Below are 16,213 nucleotides of genomic sequence, written 5' to 3'. Positions count from 1 at the left end.
ACAACGCAGAAGTTAACAACAGAAGCTACTTAACGCGATGTACAACTTATCCTTAGAACCCCTCTCCAAACCTCTCCGCCACAGGGAGAGAAACTTTGATTCTTGCTCCCCAACGCTAGTAGGGAAGGGGCTGGGGGTTAGGTTTGAGAGAACGTTGCACACAGCGATACTTACTCTTTGGAAACACCTTTGATGTAAAAAGAAGTGTCCCAGAGAACTTCATGTGTACAAACTTAATTACTTAATAAGTATCCCAAGTTTATGTCAGTATACGCCTATGCTCTTCTAGTACCCACCGCATCAGAGCTTGTTCTACCTTTAGGGATGGAAAGGAATACCGAACTCGTTTACTGTTCTGGTTTAGGTGCGATCGTAGAACCGGAAATCTCAGTAGAGGGAATACAAGCAACAGATGAGCGTTTACTTCAAGCTGTATTAATCCACGATCGCGTGATTCGAGAACTCTTTCAACAAACTCCCCTTCTTCCCTTACGCTTTGGCAGCGGTTTTACCTCGCAAGAAAAACTGCTGAATCATCTAGAACAGCACCAAGAGCAATATCTAGAAACCCTTACTCAGCTAGCAGACAAAGTTGAGTACACTTTAAAATTGACACCCAGTTCTTTGCTTGATGAGTCTGACACTATTGATGCTAGAGGAAAAGCCTATTTATTAGCGAAAAAACAACGCTACCAAACACAGCAAGCATTTCAAGCACAACAATCCGAACAGTGGGAACTCTTGAACCAGTCAATTCTCAAAACATATACAGATGTTATCTGTGAAACTCGACAGGCAGATGTGCGGCAAATCCACTTTTTGGCACAGCGGAACGATTCAACGCTCAGTACGCAGCAGCTTTCCCTCTGGCAGGTACAATGCTCGCACTGGCAATTGGCACTAAGTGAACCTCTGCCACCCTATCATTTTCTAAAAAATACTCTCAGATAAATTCATAAAAAATAATAATTATAACTTTCCCAGAAAAAATGAAGATGGGCTAATTATTTCTTTAATTTTTTGCTAAAAAAATATTGTTAACTTTTTAATATTTTTTTATTTTATTATATTTATCTCATATTTTTGGGAACACTAAACTCAGGAAGAATAAAACACATTGTGTAATTTTTACCTACTGCTCAATCAGAGCAAGATGAAACCAATAATCAGAGTTGTGAGAGTAAAAGAAAATGGCTGTTGAAAAAGTTAACTCATCTTCTAGTCTAGCTGAAGTTATTGACCGGATTTTGGACAAAGGAATTGTAGTTGATGCTTGGGTACGTGTTTCTTTAGTTGGTATTGAACTGCTATCAATCGAAGCTCGGATTGTAATTGCTTCAGTTGAAACTTACTTAAGATATGCCGAGGCAGTTGGTTTAACATCTCAGGCTGCTGTTCCATCTGCTGCTTAATAGCACATTATAAAAAGGGAGTCTTCATGGCTCCCATTTAATGTTTCTAGTTAACAAAATAGGAGAATTCAGCTGATGGCTCTCAAAAATTTGTGGGAACAAGAGCGATCGCAGCGATTGCAAATAACTGCTGAACGCCGTCAACAAGTTAACCAGTGGAAACAGCTAACTCAACAAGAATTGCAGTTGGAAGCAGATTTACTTCATCAAGAATTGAGCAGTTCTGTTACTAGTCTTCACCACAACAGAAAGTTACAACAGCAGCAATTTCAGCAAGAGATTGTAGAACGGCAATTAGAAATATTGCAAATAAAAACAGATGTCTGCCAACGCCAGCAAGAATACCGCCAACAGCGGACAGCAAAGGCTCAGACATTATTTCAAGATTTGCAAAATTTCCGAGCAATTTTACATAAAAGTGTTTGGGGCGACCGCACTCATGAACAAGTAGTTGCCCCGCCTTCTGCTAAAACAGAAAAATTAGTGGCAACGGTTCCAAAATGGTCAATCTCTCGTTCTGGAATTAAAGCCACTGGTTTTCGTCCTTCCGTCAATACCATGACTAGAAAAGTGCCTGAATCGAATGCAGATACTAAATCTAAAGTGCAGCAATATATTCAGCAAGCCCAAGGAGCTACTTTAATAGAAATTGAAGAAGTGATTGGCTTAACCAGGGTGCAAACGATAGATATCCTGCGCTCCTTGATCAAGCAAGGAGTACTAGAACAACGCGATCGCCAATACTTTATTCGGCAACAAGCAATTTCTTAACAAATTTGATTCCAGCTCATTTTTTGTAATTGCAGACTAGCGGCTCTTGCGATCGCTTGTGTCTTTTGCCTTCAGGAGGCATAGCACGCAATCGATAAACATTAAAGCTGGTATATGCTTTGTAGTATTCAAAATTTACATCTTTTTTTAAGGTCTGTATTGACAAGCAATTGTCTCAGTATATGTAACGTTGCAAAACTAATATAGATAACTTATTTCTAATTAAAAAAAGAGCTTAAATCTTTGTTCGAGCTTCCAGCTTTGAACTTTCAAAATGTGCGGATTGGAAAGGGATATAACAAGCTGGGGTAGCTCGATCGAGGTTTTGAACTGTGGAACTGTGCTATTGGCGATCGCACGATGAGGTTAGTAAGCTGGATTGTTTGAGGAATTCTAATGTAAATGCAAAATTCAAGATATACAAGGAGGTGCGATCCATTGTGAATCAATTGATCGAGCAACTTCAAACTAAATTATTCACAGGCAGGCTGAATCTTGAAGCCAGGGACGGGCCGACTTGGACGCTATATTTTCGTTTAGGACGATTAATTTGGCAGGCTGGCGGTTCTAATGCCGATGAGCGATGGCGACGGCACTTGTCGCAATACTGTCCTAATCTAGATGTGGCAAAGTTGGAGGGGCTTGTCTCTCCCCAGGAAAGTTATCGCGAGTATTGCATTCTTAGTAAATTGCGAGAACAAAAATTAATCGAACAACAACAACTTGTTAGCCTGATTACAAGCTTAATAGCTGAAGTCCTGTTTGATATAATCCAGTACGTTGAAGCCAAAAGAAATGGCAACAATCCAGCAGGGCAGTTGTCACCTACTACCGTTGTTGGTGCAGTTCCTGGGTTTCTCCTAGCTGTACTACCAACTGAGGAAGTATTAAAACAGGCTACACAAGTCTGGCAAGAATGGCGAGATGCAGGATTGGCAAGTTACTCGCCTAATTTATATCCTGTTATTCAACAACTTGAACTACTCCAAGGACAAGCATCCTCTAAACAGATTATTTCTCTAGTTGATGGCACAAAAACTTTACGAGGTTTAGGGCAAAAAAGCGGTCGGGATGCCTTAGTTTTGTCTCGGTTCTTGATGCCATTGGTAAAAACAGGGGCGATCGCTTTTTCACCCACCCCAAGCCCCAGGAAGGTTGGGATTAGTCAAGAAACTGGCAAGCCCTCCAGTGCAGTTAATAATCCTAATTCTTCATTGAAGACAGAAGAGAACACTGTTATACAAGTTGCTCCCCCAGCGACTAGCAAACAAATTGTCACGCCGTCGAGTGCAGTTAATAATCCCAATTCTTCACTGAAGACAGAAGAGAACACTGTTATACAAGTTGCACCCCCCGCGACTAGCAAACAAATTGTCACTCCATCGAGTGCAGTTAATCATTCCAATTCTTCACTGAAGACAGAAGAGAATACTGTTATACAAGTTGCTCCCCCAGCAGCTAGCAAAGCAATTATTGATGTCTCCAGACCTTTAGTAGCCTGTGTGGATGATAGTCCGACAATCTGTCGCAGTTTGGAGGAAATTCTTACCCATCAAAATTATCGCTTTATTGGCATTCAAGACTCTTTGACGGCAGTTTTAAAGCTAATTAAAAGCAAGCCCGACTTCATTTTTTTGGATCTTTTGATGCCAAAAGTGAATGGTTATGAAATTTGTTCTCAAATCCGTAAAACTCCAAGTCTTAAAGATGTGCCGGTTGTCATCTTAACGGGGAAGGATGGAATAGTAGATCGGATGCGAGCAAAATTAGTAGGGGCAACTGACTTTTTGGGTAAACCCGTAGAAGCAGACAAAGTACTCAATGTGCTTCACAAGTATTTAAACGTTTAGATTGAAGCGACAATCATGCCAGTAGCTCCTCTACACCCATTTTCAAAACAGATTTTGGATGTTAATTCATTTGTCGCAATCATTTTTCAAAATCTGAATTAAATAGCTAGGAAATAAAAATGAAAAAAGTTCTTTTAGTTGAAGATAGCCTCACAGAATCCGAAAAGATGACACGTTACCTGGAGCAAGGAGGATATTCAGTTTATGAAGTTCGCAGTGGTGAAGAGGCTCAACTGCGGTTGAAACAACAAAAACCTGACTTGATTCTACTGGATTTGATTTTGCCAGGCCAAAGTGGATTTGAGTTCTGCCGCAAGTTGAAAGCCGATCCGACAACAAAAGCAATCCCGGTAGTGATTTGCTCAACTAAAAACACAGATGTTGATAGAACTTGGGGCAATATGAGTGGTGCTGATGGCTATTTAGTCAAACCTGTAGATGAAAATACCTTGCTCCAGACTGTTAATAAATTTATTCGCTAAAGGAAACTGGGGCAATGGTACAGGGCAATGATAGCTTTAGAGCGCTACCTATTAATAGCCAATTTCGACTTGAAAACTCTCCCCAAGGAAACAACCAGAGGTTTTTAAGATTTCCGTTGAATGGAAAGGTGAATGGTTTACTCCCACTAGCTGATTTGCGGGGAGTAATTCAGGTTGCACTCACCGAGATTTTGCCAGTACCCCAGGTAGCAGAATTCTTGTTAGGCATCATGAATTGGCGGGGAGAAGCTATCTGGATTCTTGATTTAGCAAGTTTGTTGGGAGCAACACACTGGTGTCGGCGAGAAAGTGTGCGTAGCTCTGGCATGGCGATGCTCGTTCAAGTCCAGAATCAAACCGTCGGGCTGTTGGTGGAGCAAGTCAATAGCATTGAAGTTTATGACCCCCAAGAGCGGTTAGCGGTTTCGGCATCGATGTTACCTGCCCGACTAGGCTCGTTCTTGCAGGGTTACTTTGTGGATTCTCAAGGTAGCCCTTTGATGTTAATTGACACCCATGTTGTGATTCAAGCCCTTCAGTCTCTTTAAAGTTCAGAGCTTCCTGCCTTCTGTCTCCTACCCTCTGCCTGATTAACTTACTTTAACAACCTTCATAGCAAGAAAGATTATGGTAATGCATACACCTAGCCAACCACACTCAAATTCCGGCAACGGTTATAAGGACACCGATAACGGGCATACCGTCGATCTAAGAGCAAAACAGCAAATCTCTTCTACTCTAGAAGAATTGCGAACTGAACTGGATCAAGCTGATTGGGTGGAAACAGGGCCATTGCGAGACAGAATCCGCAAATTAAAAGAATTGGTAAGTGTTTTGCCATATCAAGACGGAGGAGATGGATTCGAGGTAGAGCAATTACAGGCGATCGCCAGCAGAATCCGCCAATTTTCCGATCTAGATACCTTGCTTGCTACTGCTGTCATGGAGGTACAAAGCGCACTGCAAGCCGATCGCGTGGTGGTGTATGAGTTTACGAATCCGACACTGGGGATAGTTGCTGCGGAGGCGATGAGGGATGGCTTTACCCCAATGCTGAAGGAAAAACTGCCCGCCGTCACTTTTGGGTTAGGTTCTGGCAAGGTTTATCAACAAGAAAAATTAGTCGCGATCGCCGATACCTACACTGCAAGCTTGTCCCCTTACCAAAAGCAGCTTATGGAGCGGTTTCAGGTCAGAGCTTGTTTGAGCTTGCCAATCTTAACAAAAGATGGGGTTTGGGGCTTGTTGGTAGTGCAGCAATGCACTGCTCCTCGCCAGTGGCAGAATGCTGAAATTAGGTCGCTAAAATTGCTCGCGCAGGAATTAGAAGCGCAACTGCAAGTTGCCGTGATTCAGGCTACGTTGCAACAAGAAGTGGAAAAAGACCAAATCCTGACTGATGTAGCGAATAAAATTCTCCAGTCCAAAGATGTGGATACCATCTTTCGCATTGCCACCCAAGAAGTACGACAGTCACTAAAATGCGATCGCGTAGCAATATATCGTTTCAATCCTGACTGGACTGGGGAATTTATTGCTGAATCTGTGGGATCTGAGTGGGTTTCTCTGTTAGAAGAACAGCGAAATAATCCAGCAATTGCCAAGAACGTTAACTATTGTAGTGTTAGGAACCTTGCAGAGGAAGGGGGATTAGCTGGGACAACAGGGCGATCGCACAGTGCAGATAGCTACATTCAGCACACCCAAGGCAAAACTTTCCATCGCGGACAGATATATCGAGTCACTAATGATATCTACAGCGGTGGTTTTTCTGACTGCTATATCAAAGTTTTAGAAACCTATCAAGCCAAAGGATACATTATTGTTGCTATCTTCCAGGGAGAAAAGTTGTGGGGCTTACTGGCTGCCTATCAAAATTCTCAGCCTCGTCAGTGGAAAGATAGTGAAGTTCGACTAATGGTGCAGGTTGCATCTCTATCTAGTATTGCGATTCAACAGGTGCAATATCAGCAACAACTTTATCACCGCTCTGAGGAGTCAGCCAAACTTGTTGAACGAGAACGTACTGTTTTCGGCATCATTGAAAAGATTGGGCAAGCAACGGATCTTCGCACCCTTTTCCGCACTACAACCCAAGAGTTGCGGCGATTTTTAAAATGCGATCGCGTTGTCGTTTATCAATTTCATCCAGACTGGAGTGGAGAAGTTATCGCTGAATCTGTGGCTGCTGGTTGGTCGTCCCTGTTGGATATTCAGGAACAAGAAAGCATTTTAAAAACAGGTATGGTATCTTCAGAGCGTTGCCATGTTAAGGATTATGGCTCCCCTGTTAAACCTGATGCAGATACCTATCTTAAGGAAACGCAGGGTGGAACTTACGCCAAAGAAAAGCGCTTCCGCAAAGTCAACGATATTTATGCTGCTGGTTTTTCACCTTGCTACTTAGAAGCATTAGAGAAGTTCCAAGCCAAAGCGTATATCATTGTTCCCATTTTCCGCGCTGGTAATCTCTGGGGTTTGTTAGCAGCCTATCAAAATTCTGATGTCCGCAAATGGACTGATGAAGAGACCGGTGCTTTGTTGCAGATCGGCGAATCGTTGAGCATTGCTCTCCAGCAAGCTGAATATATCGAACAGCTACGGTTAAAAAATCTAGAAATGACCCAAGTAGCTGAAGTAGAAAATGCGATCGCCCGAATGACGGATAGAATGCTTCATTCCCACCACCCAGAAACAATTTACCGCACTACCTTGGCAGAATTGCGGCAGTTGTTCAAATGCGATCGCCTAGCAATATATCGCTTCAACTCTGACTGGAGTGGTGAATTTATTGCTGAATCTGTAGGAACTGACTGGGTGCCTCTGGTTGGCCCCGATATCAAAACCGTATGTGAAGACGAACACCTACAGCAAACCCAAGGCGGGCGCTATCGCAACAATGAAACTTTTGCCGTCAATGACATCTATACTGTTGGTCATGCCCAGTGCCACATCGATCTGTTAGAGCAGTTCCAGGCTAAAGCCTACACCATTGCCCCCATTTTTGCTGGAAACAAACTTTGGGGTTTGTTAGGAGCATATCAAAATAGCGGCCCGCGCCAGTGGAATTCCGAAGAGGTGCGATTGCTGACCAAATTGGGCATTCAGTTGGGGTTAAGCGTGCAGCAAGCCGAGTACATCGGAGAACTGAAAACGAAGAATGCAGAGTTGGCACGGGCAGCAGAAGAGGAACAGGTGCTGACAGGGATGGTGGAAAAAATTCGCCAAGCTCAAGAAGCAGATACAATTTTCCTGAATGTGCTGCCAAGTTTACGCAAACAACTACAGTGCGATCGCCTAGCAGTATTCCGCTTTCATCCCGACTGGAGTGTGGAATTTATTGCCGAATCCGTAAAAGATCAATGGCTGTCTTTGGCTAGTTCCGACATCAAAACGATGTGGATGGACGAGCACTTACAAGAAACTCAGGGCGGACGCTATCGCAATCATGAAACCTTTGTTGTCAATGATATCTACGCTGTCGGTCACGTTCAGTGCTACCTAGAGATATTAGAAAAAATCCAGGCTAAGGCTTACACAATCGCTCCGATCTTTATTGAAAACAAACTCTGGGGCTTTTTAGGAGCATACCAAAATACTGGCCCTCGGCAGTGGAAATCCAAGGATGTGCAACTGTTGCGAAAAGTAGCAGTGCAAATGGGTATAGGCTTGCAACAGGTTAAGTATATCGAACAGCTCAAGAAGAAGAATGCAGAGTTAGCCAGAACAGCAGAAGGGGAACGAGCGCTAACACGGCTGTCAGAAAAAATCCGCCAAGTTCAAGAGCTAGATACGATTTTCCGCAACGCCTTACCAGAATTGCGATCGCATTTGGAATGCGATCGTCTTGCAGTGTATCGCTTCAATCCAGATTGGGGTGGAGAATTTATTGCCGAATCCGTAAGTCGGGAATGGGTGGCTTTGGTTGGCCCCGATATCAGGACTGTCTGGGAAGACGAACACCTCCAACAAACCCAAGGTGGACGCTATCGCCACAACGAGACGTTTGTTATCAATGACATTTACACTTCTGGCCATGCCCAGTGCCACATAAAAATTCTCGAGCAATTCCAGATGAGAGCTTATATCATCACCCCGATTATTGCCGGCAACAAGCTCTGGGGTTTGTTAGGAGCATATCAGAATGACGGGCCGCGGCAATGGCAAGATAATGAAATCAACTTGGTAGCGAAAATCGGCACGCAGTTTGGGGTAGCCGTCCAGCAATCGCAATACTTACAGCAAACCTTAAACAAGAACGAGGAACTGATCAAACTGGCAGAACGGGAAGTAGCAAACGCCCGATTTTCCTATCGCTTGCCTAGTCGGTTAACAGAGATGGCTCAAAGTCATAGTGATGTTCTGGAATTTGTCCAGTTTGCCACCCACGAACTTCGTCAGCTACTAAAAGTAGATCGAGTTGGAGTTTACCGTTTTGAGCCTGATTGGTCTGGAGAATTTGTAGTTGAGTCTGTGACTGGGGATTGGCCTAAGTTGGTGGGAACTAGCCTTGCCAGAGTTAGAGATACCTATCTCCAGTACAACAAAGGCGGGCGTTATGCCCGTAAAGAAAGTTTGCGGGTTGACAATATATATACTGTCGGTCATGACGAATGCCACATCCAATTATTAGAAATGTGGGGAACTAAAGCCTACATGATTGCTCCGATTTTTCAAGAAGATCGGCTATGGGGGCTGATGGGAGTTTATCAAAATAGCGCCCCGCGCCAGTGGGAGCAATCAGAGGAGGATGTTCTCAACCAAGCCAGCGTCCAGATTGGTATTGCCCTCAATCTTGCAGAGTACCTCAAACAGGTGCGTACTCAAGAGCAGCAACTAGCAGAAGCAGCAGAGCGCGATCGCACCGCACGGGAAAAACTGCAACAAGGAGCAATACGCGTTCTCATGGCTTTGGAACCATCCTTCAGAGGCGATCTCACCGTTCGCGCTCCCCTATCTGAAGATGAAATTGGAACGATCGCCGATGGTTACAACACGACGATCCAAAGTTTGCGAGATTTAGTGCGACAAGTGCAGATTGCTGCTGGCAGAGTGAGTGAAACTTCCAGCAATAACACTATCTCAGTAGTTAAACTATCTGACCAAGCTCAACAGCAAGCAGAACGCCTCGAAAATGCTCTAGAACAATTACAAATGATGGTAACTTCCACCCAGGTAGTTGCTACTGATGCCCAAAGAGTAGGACAGGCTGTTCAAAGAGCTAATAACACCGTCCAAGCTGGCGATTCCCTGATGGAAAGAACCGTAGATGGCATTTTGGAGATTCGGGAAACCGTCTCCGAAACAGCGAAGAAGATTAAACGCCTTGGTGAAGCTTCTCAGAAAATCTCGAAAGTAGTAAGTTTGATTGAAAATTTTGCCACTCAAACTAATTTGCTGGCACTCAATGCGGCGATCGAGGCTACCCGTGCCGGAGAGTATGGCAAAGGCTTTGCGGTGGTTGCAGATGAAGTTCGTTCCCTGGCTTATCAGTCAGCTAGTGCCACCACAGAAATTGAGCGACTCGTCCAAGAAATTCAAAGTGGAACCAACGAAGTTACCCAAGCAATGGAAGTAGGGATTACCCAAGTTGTCCAAGGCTCGAAATTGATCGATGAGACTCGTCATTCCCTGAGTGCGATCGTCGCAGCTACCAACGAAATTGGTGGACTAGTACAAGGAATTAACCAAGCAGTTTCCACTCAAAGTCAGCAATCTCAGATATTGACAGAAGCGATGATGGATGTTTCGGCGATCGCCCGCAAGACTTCACAAAGTGCAATGCACATTTCTGAGTCTTTTGAGGAACTACGGATGACTTCACAACAACTGGAAACCAGCGTTAGCCAGTTCAAAGTTGATTAATCTCGCAAAATGTGTTATGAACCCCGATCCCAGTAATCAAGAGCAGGCTTTTCTTGCGGAAGCGGCAGAGTTATTGCAAACCATTGAGCAGAATCTGATCGGTCTACTTGATGAAAAAACAATAGAAAAAGTTCATGCCTTGATGCGAAGCGCCCATACTATCAAAGGGAGTGCTGCCAGTGTTGGGCAAGAAACTATTCAGACAATTGCCCATCATTTGGAAGATGTATTCCAAGCGTTATATGCTCCAGAACTGGAAATCGATCCAGAATTGGGTGCTTTGCTTCTAGATGCTTATGAGTGCCTGCGAACTCCATTAAGTGCAGCCTTGATGGGCTTATCCTGCAATGAGGCAGAAATACTCGATCGAACTGCTTCCATCTTCGCCCAACTCCAACATAAACTAGGCGACTTTTTTGGTCGTGAGGCTCCGCTTCCCAGTTCGGAAGAACTTGGCTTTGATGTGGTAGAGTCAATCTTTTCCGGGAGCGTACTCCAGGATTTGCAACAGCTGGAAACTGACATCCAAAGCCAAGATCCGCAACAAATTCAAACAACACTCAACTCCCAAGCAGAATTTTTTGTCGAATTAGCAGCATCTTATGGCTTATCTGGATTGGAAGAAATTGCCCAGGCGACCCTAAACGCGCTCAAAGCGTATCCAGACAAAGTACTGCAAATCGCTCAGGTGGCTTTAGAAAATTTTAAAGCAGCTCAAGCAGCAGTACTCGCAGGCGATCGCACTCAAGGGGGAGAAATATCTCCACAATTGCGAGAATGGGCAGGGTTAACTATTCCTGTCCCAGAACCGCAAGGGCAGTCAGTTTTCATCGCTGCTCAACCAACACAAACGACTACAACTGAGAATCAGCCATCTCCTCTCCTCAGTGCGAACGAAGCGGAATCAATTTGGTCGTTTTTCCCGAAGCGGACTGATAACTCCGTACCGAAAGCGCCAGAGGTACTAGAACCAATTTCTCAGGATTCGGTAGTAGTCCCCTCTGCCATAGATCGGATTTTACAGTCAATCTGGATCGGAGATCCACAGACATCCTGCCGATATTCAGACTCAGATCGGCCAGCCTCTCCACCACCAGCACCAAGCCTCCAAGCTCAGTCATCGGCATCACTTCCCAGTATCCGAGTCGCAATAGAACAGCTCGATCGCCTCAGCCACACGATTGGGGAATTACTAATCAACGAAAACCAACAAAACCTACAATCTAACCACATCCACAAAGCAGCTCAAGATACTCTAGTACAGTTTTTGTACTGCCAACAACAACTTAGTAAAGTTTCTACTTGGTCGGATCGACATCTGCTGCTTCCCGAACGCAAGCAGCGACATATACATGCATCTCTAGGCTCAGTTCTCCCTGCTTCTCCAACTGCCGAAGCACAATCTAAATTTGATACCTTAGAAATGGATACCTATAGCGAGTTGCACATTCTCCTGCAAAATCTGACAGAAGATATGGTGCAATTAGGAGAACGGATTGAGGCTTTTAATACCTTAGTTCAGCAATCTCGCTTCAGTCTTGGAAAGCGCAAGCAACTGCTTTCAGGAGCGCAGGAAGATTTGCTGCAAGCCAGAATGGTTCCACTGGGAACAGTGTTGAATCGATTACCCCGCCTCCTGCAACAGATGGTAGCAACTTATCATAAGCCTGTTGAACTCAAGCTTGGCGGTACGAAGGTACTGGTGGATAAAGCCATTTCTGAGCAGTTGTACGATCCTTTGCTGCACATGATTCGTAATGCCTTCGATCACGGCATTGAACCGATAGAAACCCGCCGTCAGCAGGGTAAACCAGAAACCGGAACAATTACAATTCAAGCTTATCATCAAGGCAACCGCACTACTATTGAGGTACGGGATGATGGTCGAGGCTTAAACTGGGAATCCATTCGTCAGCGAGGTATAGAAAAACACCTGCTGACTCCCGAACAAGCCGCCTACGCCTCCGAAGACCAACTAGCAGAGTTATTATTTGAACCAGGCTTTTCTACCGCTAACCAGATTGGTGAGTTATCTGGGCGTGGTATCGGCTTAGATGTCGTTCGCACTCAATTGCAAGCTTTACAAGGTTCGATTGTAGTGCGATCGCTTTCAGGGCAGGGAACCACCTTTATCCTGCAATTGCCTCTGAGCTTGACAACGGCACGCTTGCTCGTGTGTCAATCTCAAGGTATTACTTATGCCTTGCTGTCTGAAGGAATTAGCCAGGTTTTATTACCGCAGCCAGACCAGATTCAAGTGCAGCAATCTTTACACGGGCAAGGCAGCCAAAAATTCTGGCAGTGGGGAGAAGGGCAAAATCAGCAACTAGTTCCCATCCGCCCGCTTGCCAATTTGCTGGATTACAAATATCCTTTATCCACCCAAGACCACAATTTAACCCTCAGTCCTTTTCCAGTCAAACAACGCAACACCGTAGAACCTCTGCTACTGTTGCAAACAGAGCAGCAATATCTGTGTTTGCAAGTCGATCAGATTTTAGTCGAGCAGGAATTAGTAATTAAATCCCTCGGCAGAGTCCTGACTTTACCTAGTTACATCCAAGGCTACAGCGTGTTGGGAAATGGTAGCCTCACCTTAACCGTTGACCCGTTGGAGTTAGTTCGTCAAACCTGGGAGACAGATATAATGCCGACTTCCCCGACATCAATTGCAACTAAACTATTACCCGCGCCTGAACCTGTTCTGGCTCTAGAGGGTCAACAATCCCAGCTAACGATAACGCAACCGCAGCAACAGCCTATTGAAGTCAATACAGCCGTTGCTCAACCTAACCAACTGACGGTGTTAGTAGTGGAAGATTCAGTTGTACAAAGGCAAAGTTTGGTGCAGACGCTCCAGAAAGCCGATTATCAAGTGTTGCAAGCAGGTGATGGTCGAGAGGCGATCGCGCAAGTGCTGCAACACGGTGATGTCGATCTAGTGATTTGTGACATTGAAATGCCGCGGATGAATGGATTTGAGTTTTTAGAACACCATCGCCAAGACGAGCGTTTATCAGGGATTCCTGTAGTGATGCTGACTACCCGTAGCGGACAAAAGCACCGCCAATTAGCTTTAGCTCTAGGGGCGAAAGCTTACTTGACCAAACCCTATTCCGAACAGAACTTCTTGGCCGCGATCGCCGAACTGGTTCATATCCGAATGGCACGCTTGTAAAGCTGAAAGCTCGTCTGGGCAGGGTGTTGGGGGTAGGGTGTTGGGTGTAGGGAAAAATCAAGAAAAGTAAATATGAGTGGGGATACAAATAAATTTCTGACTTACTACACCCACTCAGCCACACCCCACACCCAAAAGCCTTATATATAATGGGTTTGCCGTTATCAAGCGTGCCATTCGGTTCATATCCCTTAGCAAGAAAGGCAGAAGACAGAGAGCAGTATTCCTCCTACCCCCTGCCCCCTGCCTCCTTCACCCCCTGCAAGCAGCTATCGCCATCTACCGAGTTAACCCCTGCCCCCTGCCCCCTGCCTCCTTCACCCCCAACCACTTGCTATGCTTAACACTCCCTTTCCGTTTAAGCGATTATCAGGCGCTGTGACCGAAAACGACTCATTACGAGTCGTTGTTTTTACGATCGCAGACTATTTATTTGCCCTGCCAGTTGGTGCAGTTCTCAAGGTGATTGCTTGTCCTCCTATTAGCAGTACGGTTGAAAGTGGGATCGGGATGGTCGATTTGGGAGCGCAAACTATTACGATTGTGGACTTGCGCCAGAAGTTAATTCCGCAAGTACAAGACCAACAGGCGCATCAAGTTCTCTCTGCGGTTGACACTTCAGGGCGCTTTTTACTTCTGACTCAAACGCGGACTGGGGAAATTTGTGGCATTCCTGTGGACAAGCCCCCTGCCTTAATCGATATTCCTTTGGAAGTTGTGCGTCCTGTGCCTTGGTCTTATCGGCAAGTGGCAGAGTTAAGCTGTGTGAGCCACATGGCTGTTTTATCTGTAACACCAAACGAGGAACCACTTAAAGTACTTCTTCTAGGCATGAACCAGATATTGGCTGATAAGTTGGGGTTGCCGGGAACAACCCAGCTATTGGCTCCTGGGCTGACATCAGGCGAACAACGGCAAAGATTTCTGCGTTTTTCCTTGGGAAATCAAGGCAGTGGATTGCTACCATTCCACTCATTACAGGACATTATTCATCTCGCTAGCCAAGAAATTTCCCCAGCTCCGGCCTTACCAAGTTGGATTTTAGGTTTCTATAATTGGCAAGGACAGATGCTGCGGCTGGTTGACTTGGAACATTTGCTTGGTTATGCGCCGCTTTTAAAGCGGCACTCACGACCAGAAAAGCCAATGGTTCTGGTTATCGAGCTGCAAAATCAGGTAATCGGATTTTTGGTGGCTCATGTCTACGATGTAGAGTGGCAGGATTTACAGCAAGCACAATCAGCACCAACCGACTTTTCCCCAAACAAACTACTAAATTTTGTTCGAGGTATTCTACCAGGCGATCGCTGGATTTTAGACACCAGAGCGATCGCCCAGACATTGCAATGGCAAACCCACTGATTTAACTTGATGCTGCCAAGGAGTTTTTCGTGACGATCGCAACCTTAGACCCTAATTTTGAAACCCAGCCTGTTGAAAATCAAATCCCGATAGAAGAAATTTTGGCTAATGTGGCTCTAATCAAAGCAGTCTTTCAATCTGCTAAGGGGCCAAAGGTCGCTCAATTGCAGCAGAAGGTAAGTCAAATCGAAGCTTTTATCCAAGCTTTGGCTAAGGATTCGCCCAGTGACAATGATGACAATGTGCAAAGGGCTTTTCAACTCCAGCGAGAACAACTTGTGATCATCGAGCGGCAAATGCAGCAGGCAAAAGGCCAAACTGCACTTTTGGAGGTTACAGTCAGGGCCCTTCAAGATGTTCTCAACGCCGATCGCGTCTTGATTTATCGTTTTGAAGAAGATAATCGCTCTCGAGCGATCGCTGAAGCTACACAAGCGGGTTGGACATCCCTGCTCAACCAATCCCTACCGATAAATTTGTTTGTTACTAAACCCGATGTTAGTGACGCAACTGAATTATTAGAACTAACTGGGCGCCAACAGCAATTTTGGCAACGCTTTCAGGTGCAAGCTAGCCTGTGCTTGCCCTTGATTGTCAAACAACAGCCTTGGGGTTTTTTAGTTATTCATCATTGCCTTGCACCCCGACAATGGCAGGAATCAGAGCGCAGTTTGCTGCAACAAGTAGGAATGATGTTGACAATTAACTTGCACTCGGCTGAAATAGTAGCTCCACCTGCTCAACAGCTTGAATCCCTCGATCTGTCTGAGTTACTAGTGCCATTCCAGCAGGTGAGCCAAACCGTACAAGAAGGAGCAAGAATTGCCGAACTGACCAGTGAGCATTTAATGTCTATTCAAGATACTGTTGCTTTTACAAATAAACAGCTGCAATACCTCGGTGAATTCTGTCAGCAAACTTCTGGCTTTGTTCGCCTTGTGGAAAGCTTAAGTACCAAGATTCAGATTTTGTCTTTGAATACAGCCATCGAAGCAACAAAAGCTAGCGAGCAAGAACGAGGTTTGCTAACTGCTGCCGAACAGGTGGAAATTCTCGCCCATCAAGCCCGCGAAAGCACCCTAAATGTAGAGGAATGGTTCCAGGAACTACAGGTGACAGCAGTAGATGTTGCTTCTGCTATTGAACCGTGCAATGGACAAATCAGTGCGGGGCTGGAATCAATCGCGCAAATCCAGGAGCAATTTAGAGCGATCGCTGACATCGCTGCTTGTACCCTCAAATCAATGCCGAAACCATAGAATTGTCACAAACCCCATAGAAACTGAGAGTTAC

General features: G+C 45.1%; 10 protein-coding genes. All 10 read left to right on the top strand.

Going from position 1 to position 16,213, the window contains the following annotated elements; translation table 11 throughout:
• The first annotated feature begins 261 nt into the window (after positions 1 to 261).
• Positions 262 to 951: a GvpL/GvpF family gas vesicle protein gene (locus tag RMZ42_RS24655; RefSeq protein ID WP_322673881.1), complete on the top strand. Its 690-nt coding sequence runs from the start codon at positions 262 to 264 to the stop codon at positions 949 to 951.
• 239 nt (positions 952 to 1,190) lie between these two features.
• Positions 1,191 to 1,412, top strand: coding sequence for a gas vesicle structural protein GvpA (gvpA, locus tag RMZ42_RS24650; protein WP_163931998.1), 222 nt, complete (start codon positions 1,191 to 1,193; stop codon positions 1,410 to 1,412).
• Between the two features lie 75 nt (positions 1,413 to 1,487).
• Complete coding sequence (locus RMZ42_RS24645; protein ID WP_322673880.1) at positions 1,488 to 2,183, top strand: gas vesicle protein GvpC; 696 nt, start codon at positions 1,488 to 1,490, stop codon at positions 2,181 to 2,183.
• 440 nt (positions 2,184 to 2,623) lie between these two features.
• Positions 2,624 to 4,033 (top strand): response regulator, encoded by a 1,410-nt coding sequence (locus RMZ42_RS24640; RefSeq protein ID WP_322673879.1) that lies wholly within the window; start codon positions 2,624 to 2,626, stop codon positions 4,031 to 4,033.
• A gap of 119 nt (positions 4,034 to 4,152) precedes the next feature.
• The gene (locus RMZ42_RS24635) at positions 4,153 to 4,515 is read left to right on the top strand and encodes a response regulator transcription factor (RefSeq protein ID WP_322651336.1); all 363 of its coding nucleotides are present in this window, start codon (positions 4,153 to 4,155) and stop codon (positions 4,513 to 4,515) included.
• A 14-nt stretch (positions 4,516 to 4,529) separates the two neighbouring features.
• On the top strand, positions 4,530 to 5,063 hold the full coding sequence (locus RMZ42_RS24630; protein WP_322673878.1) for a chemotaxis protein CheW: 534 nt from the start codon (positions 4,530 to 4,532) through the stop codon (positions 5,061 to 5,063).
• 79 nt (positions 5,064 to 5,142) lie between these two features.
• Positions 5,143 to 10,380, top strand: coding sequence for a GAF domain-containing protein (locus RMZ42_RS24625; RefSeq protein WP_322673877.1), 5,238 nt, complete (start codon positions 5,143 to 5,145; stop codon positions 10,378 to 10,380).
• Between the two features lie 16 nt (positions 10,381 to 10,396).
• Positions 10,397 to 13,558 carry a hybrid sensor histidine kinase/response regulator gene (locus RMZ42_RS24620; protein WP_322673876.1) on the top strand — a complete coding sequence of 1,054 codons (3,162 nt, stop codon included), beginning with the start codon at positions 10,397 to 10,399 and terminating at the stop codon, positions 13,556 to 13,558.
• Positions 13,559 to 13,894: 336 nt separating this feature from the next.
• Positions 13,895 to 14,920 (top strand): chemotaxis protein CheW, encoded by a 1,026-nt coding sequence (locus RMZ42_RS24615; protein WP_322673875.1) that lies wholly within the window; start codon positions 13,895 to 13,897, stop codon positions 14,918 to 14,920.
• Between the two features lie 29 nt (positions 14,921 to 14,949).
• On the top strand, positions 14,950 to 16,179 hold the full coding sequence (locus tag RMZ42_RS24610) for a GAF domain-containing protein (RefSeq protein WP_322673874.1): 1,230 nt from the start codon (positions 14,950 to 14,952) through the stop codon (positions 16,177 to 16,179).
• The last annotated feature ends 34 nt before the right edge of the window (positions 16,180 to 16,213 follow it).

Source organism: Nostoc sp. DedQUE05, assembly GCF_034530955.1.
In the GTDB taxonomy this organism is placed as follows: domain Bacteria; phylum Cyanobacteriota; class Cyanobacteriia; order Cyanobacteriales; family Nostocaceae; genus Nostoc.
The sequence above is the reverse complement of the archived record's forward strand: the minus strand, read 5'-3'. Positions and strand labels throughout refer to the sequence as shown.

Coding starts and splice junctions, on each gene's coding strand:
- RMZ42_RS24655 (WP_322673881.1), top strand. CDS start 262: ATGTCAGTATACGCCTATGCTCTTCTAGTACCCACCGCATCAGAGCTT.
- gvpA (WP_163931998.1), top strand. CDS start 1,191: ATGGCTGTTGAAAAAGTTAACTCATCTTCTAGTCTAGCTGAAGTTATT.
- RMZ42_RS24645 (WP_322673880.1), top strand. CDS start 1,488: ATGGCTCTCAAAAATTTGTGGGAACAAGAGCGATCGCAGCGATTGCAA.
- RMZ42_RS24635 (WP_322651336.1), top strand. CDS start 4,153: ATGAAAAAAGTTCTTTTAGTTGAAGATAGCCTCACAGAATCCGAAAAG.
- RMZ42_RS24630 (WP_322673878.1), top strand. CDS start 4,530: ATGGTACAGGGCAATGATAGCTTTAGAGCGCTACCTATTAATAGCCAA.
- RMZ42_RS24625 (WP_322673877.1), top strand. CDS start 5,143: ATGGTAATGCATACACCTAGCCAACCACACTCAAATTCCGGCAACGGT.
- RMZ42_RS24620 (WP_322673876.1), top strand. CDS start 10,397: ATGAACCCCGATCCCAGTAATCAAGAGCAGGCTTTTCTTGCGGAAGCG.
- RMZ42_RS24615 (WP_322673875.1), top strand. CDS start 13,895: ATGCTTAACACTCCCTTTCCGTTTAAGCGATTATCAGGCGCTGTGACC.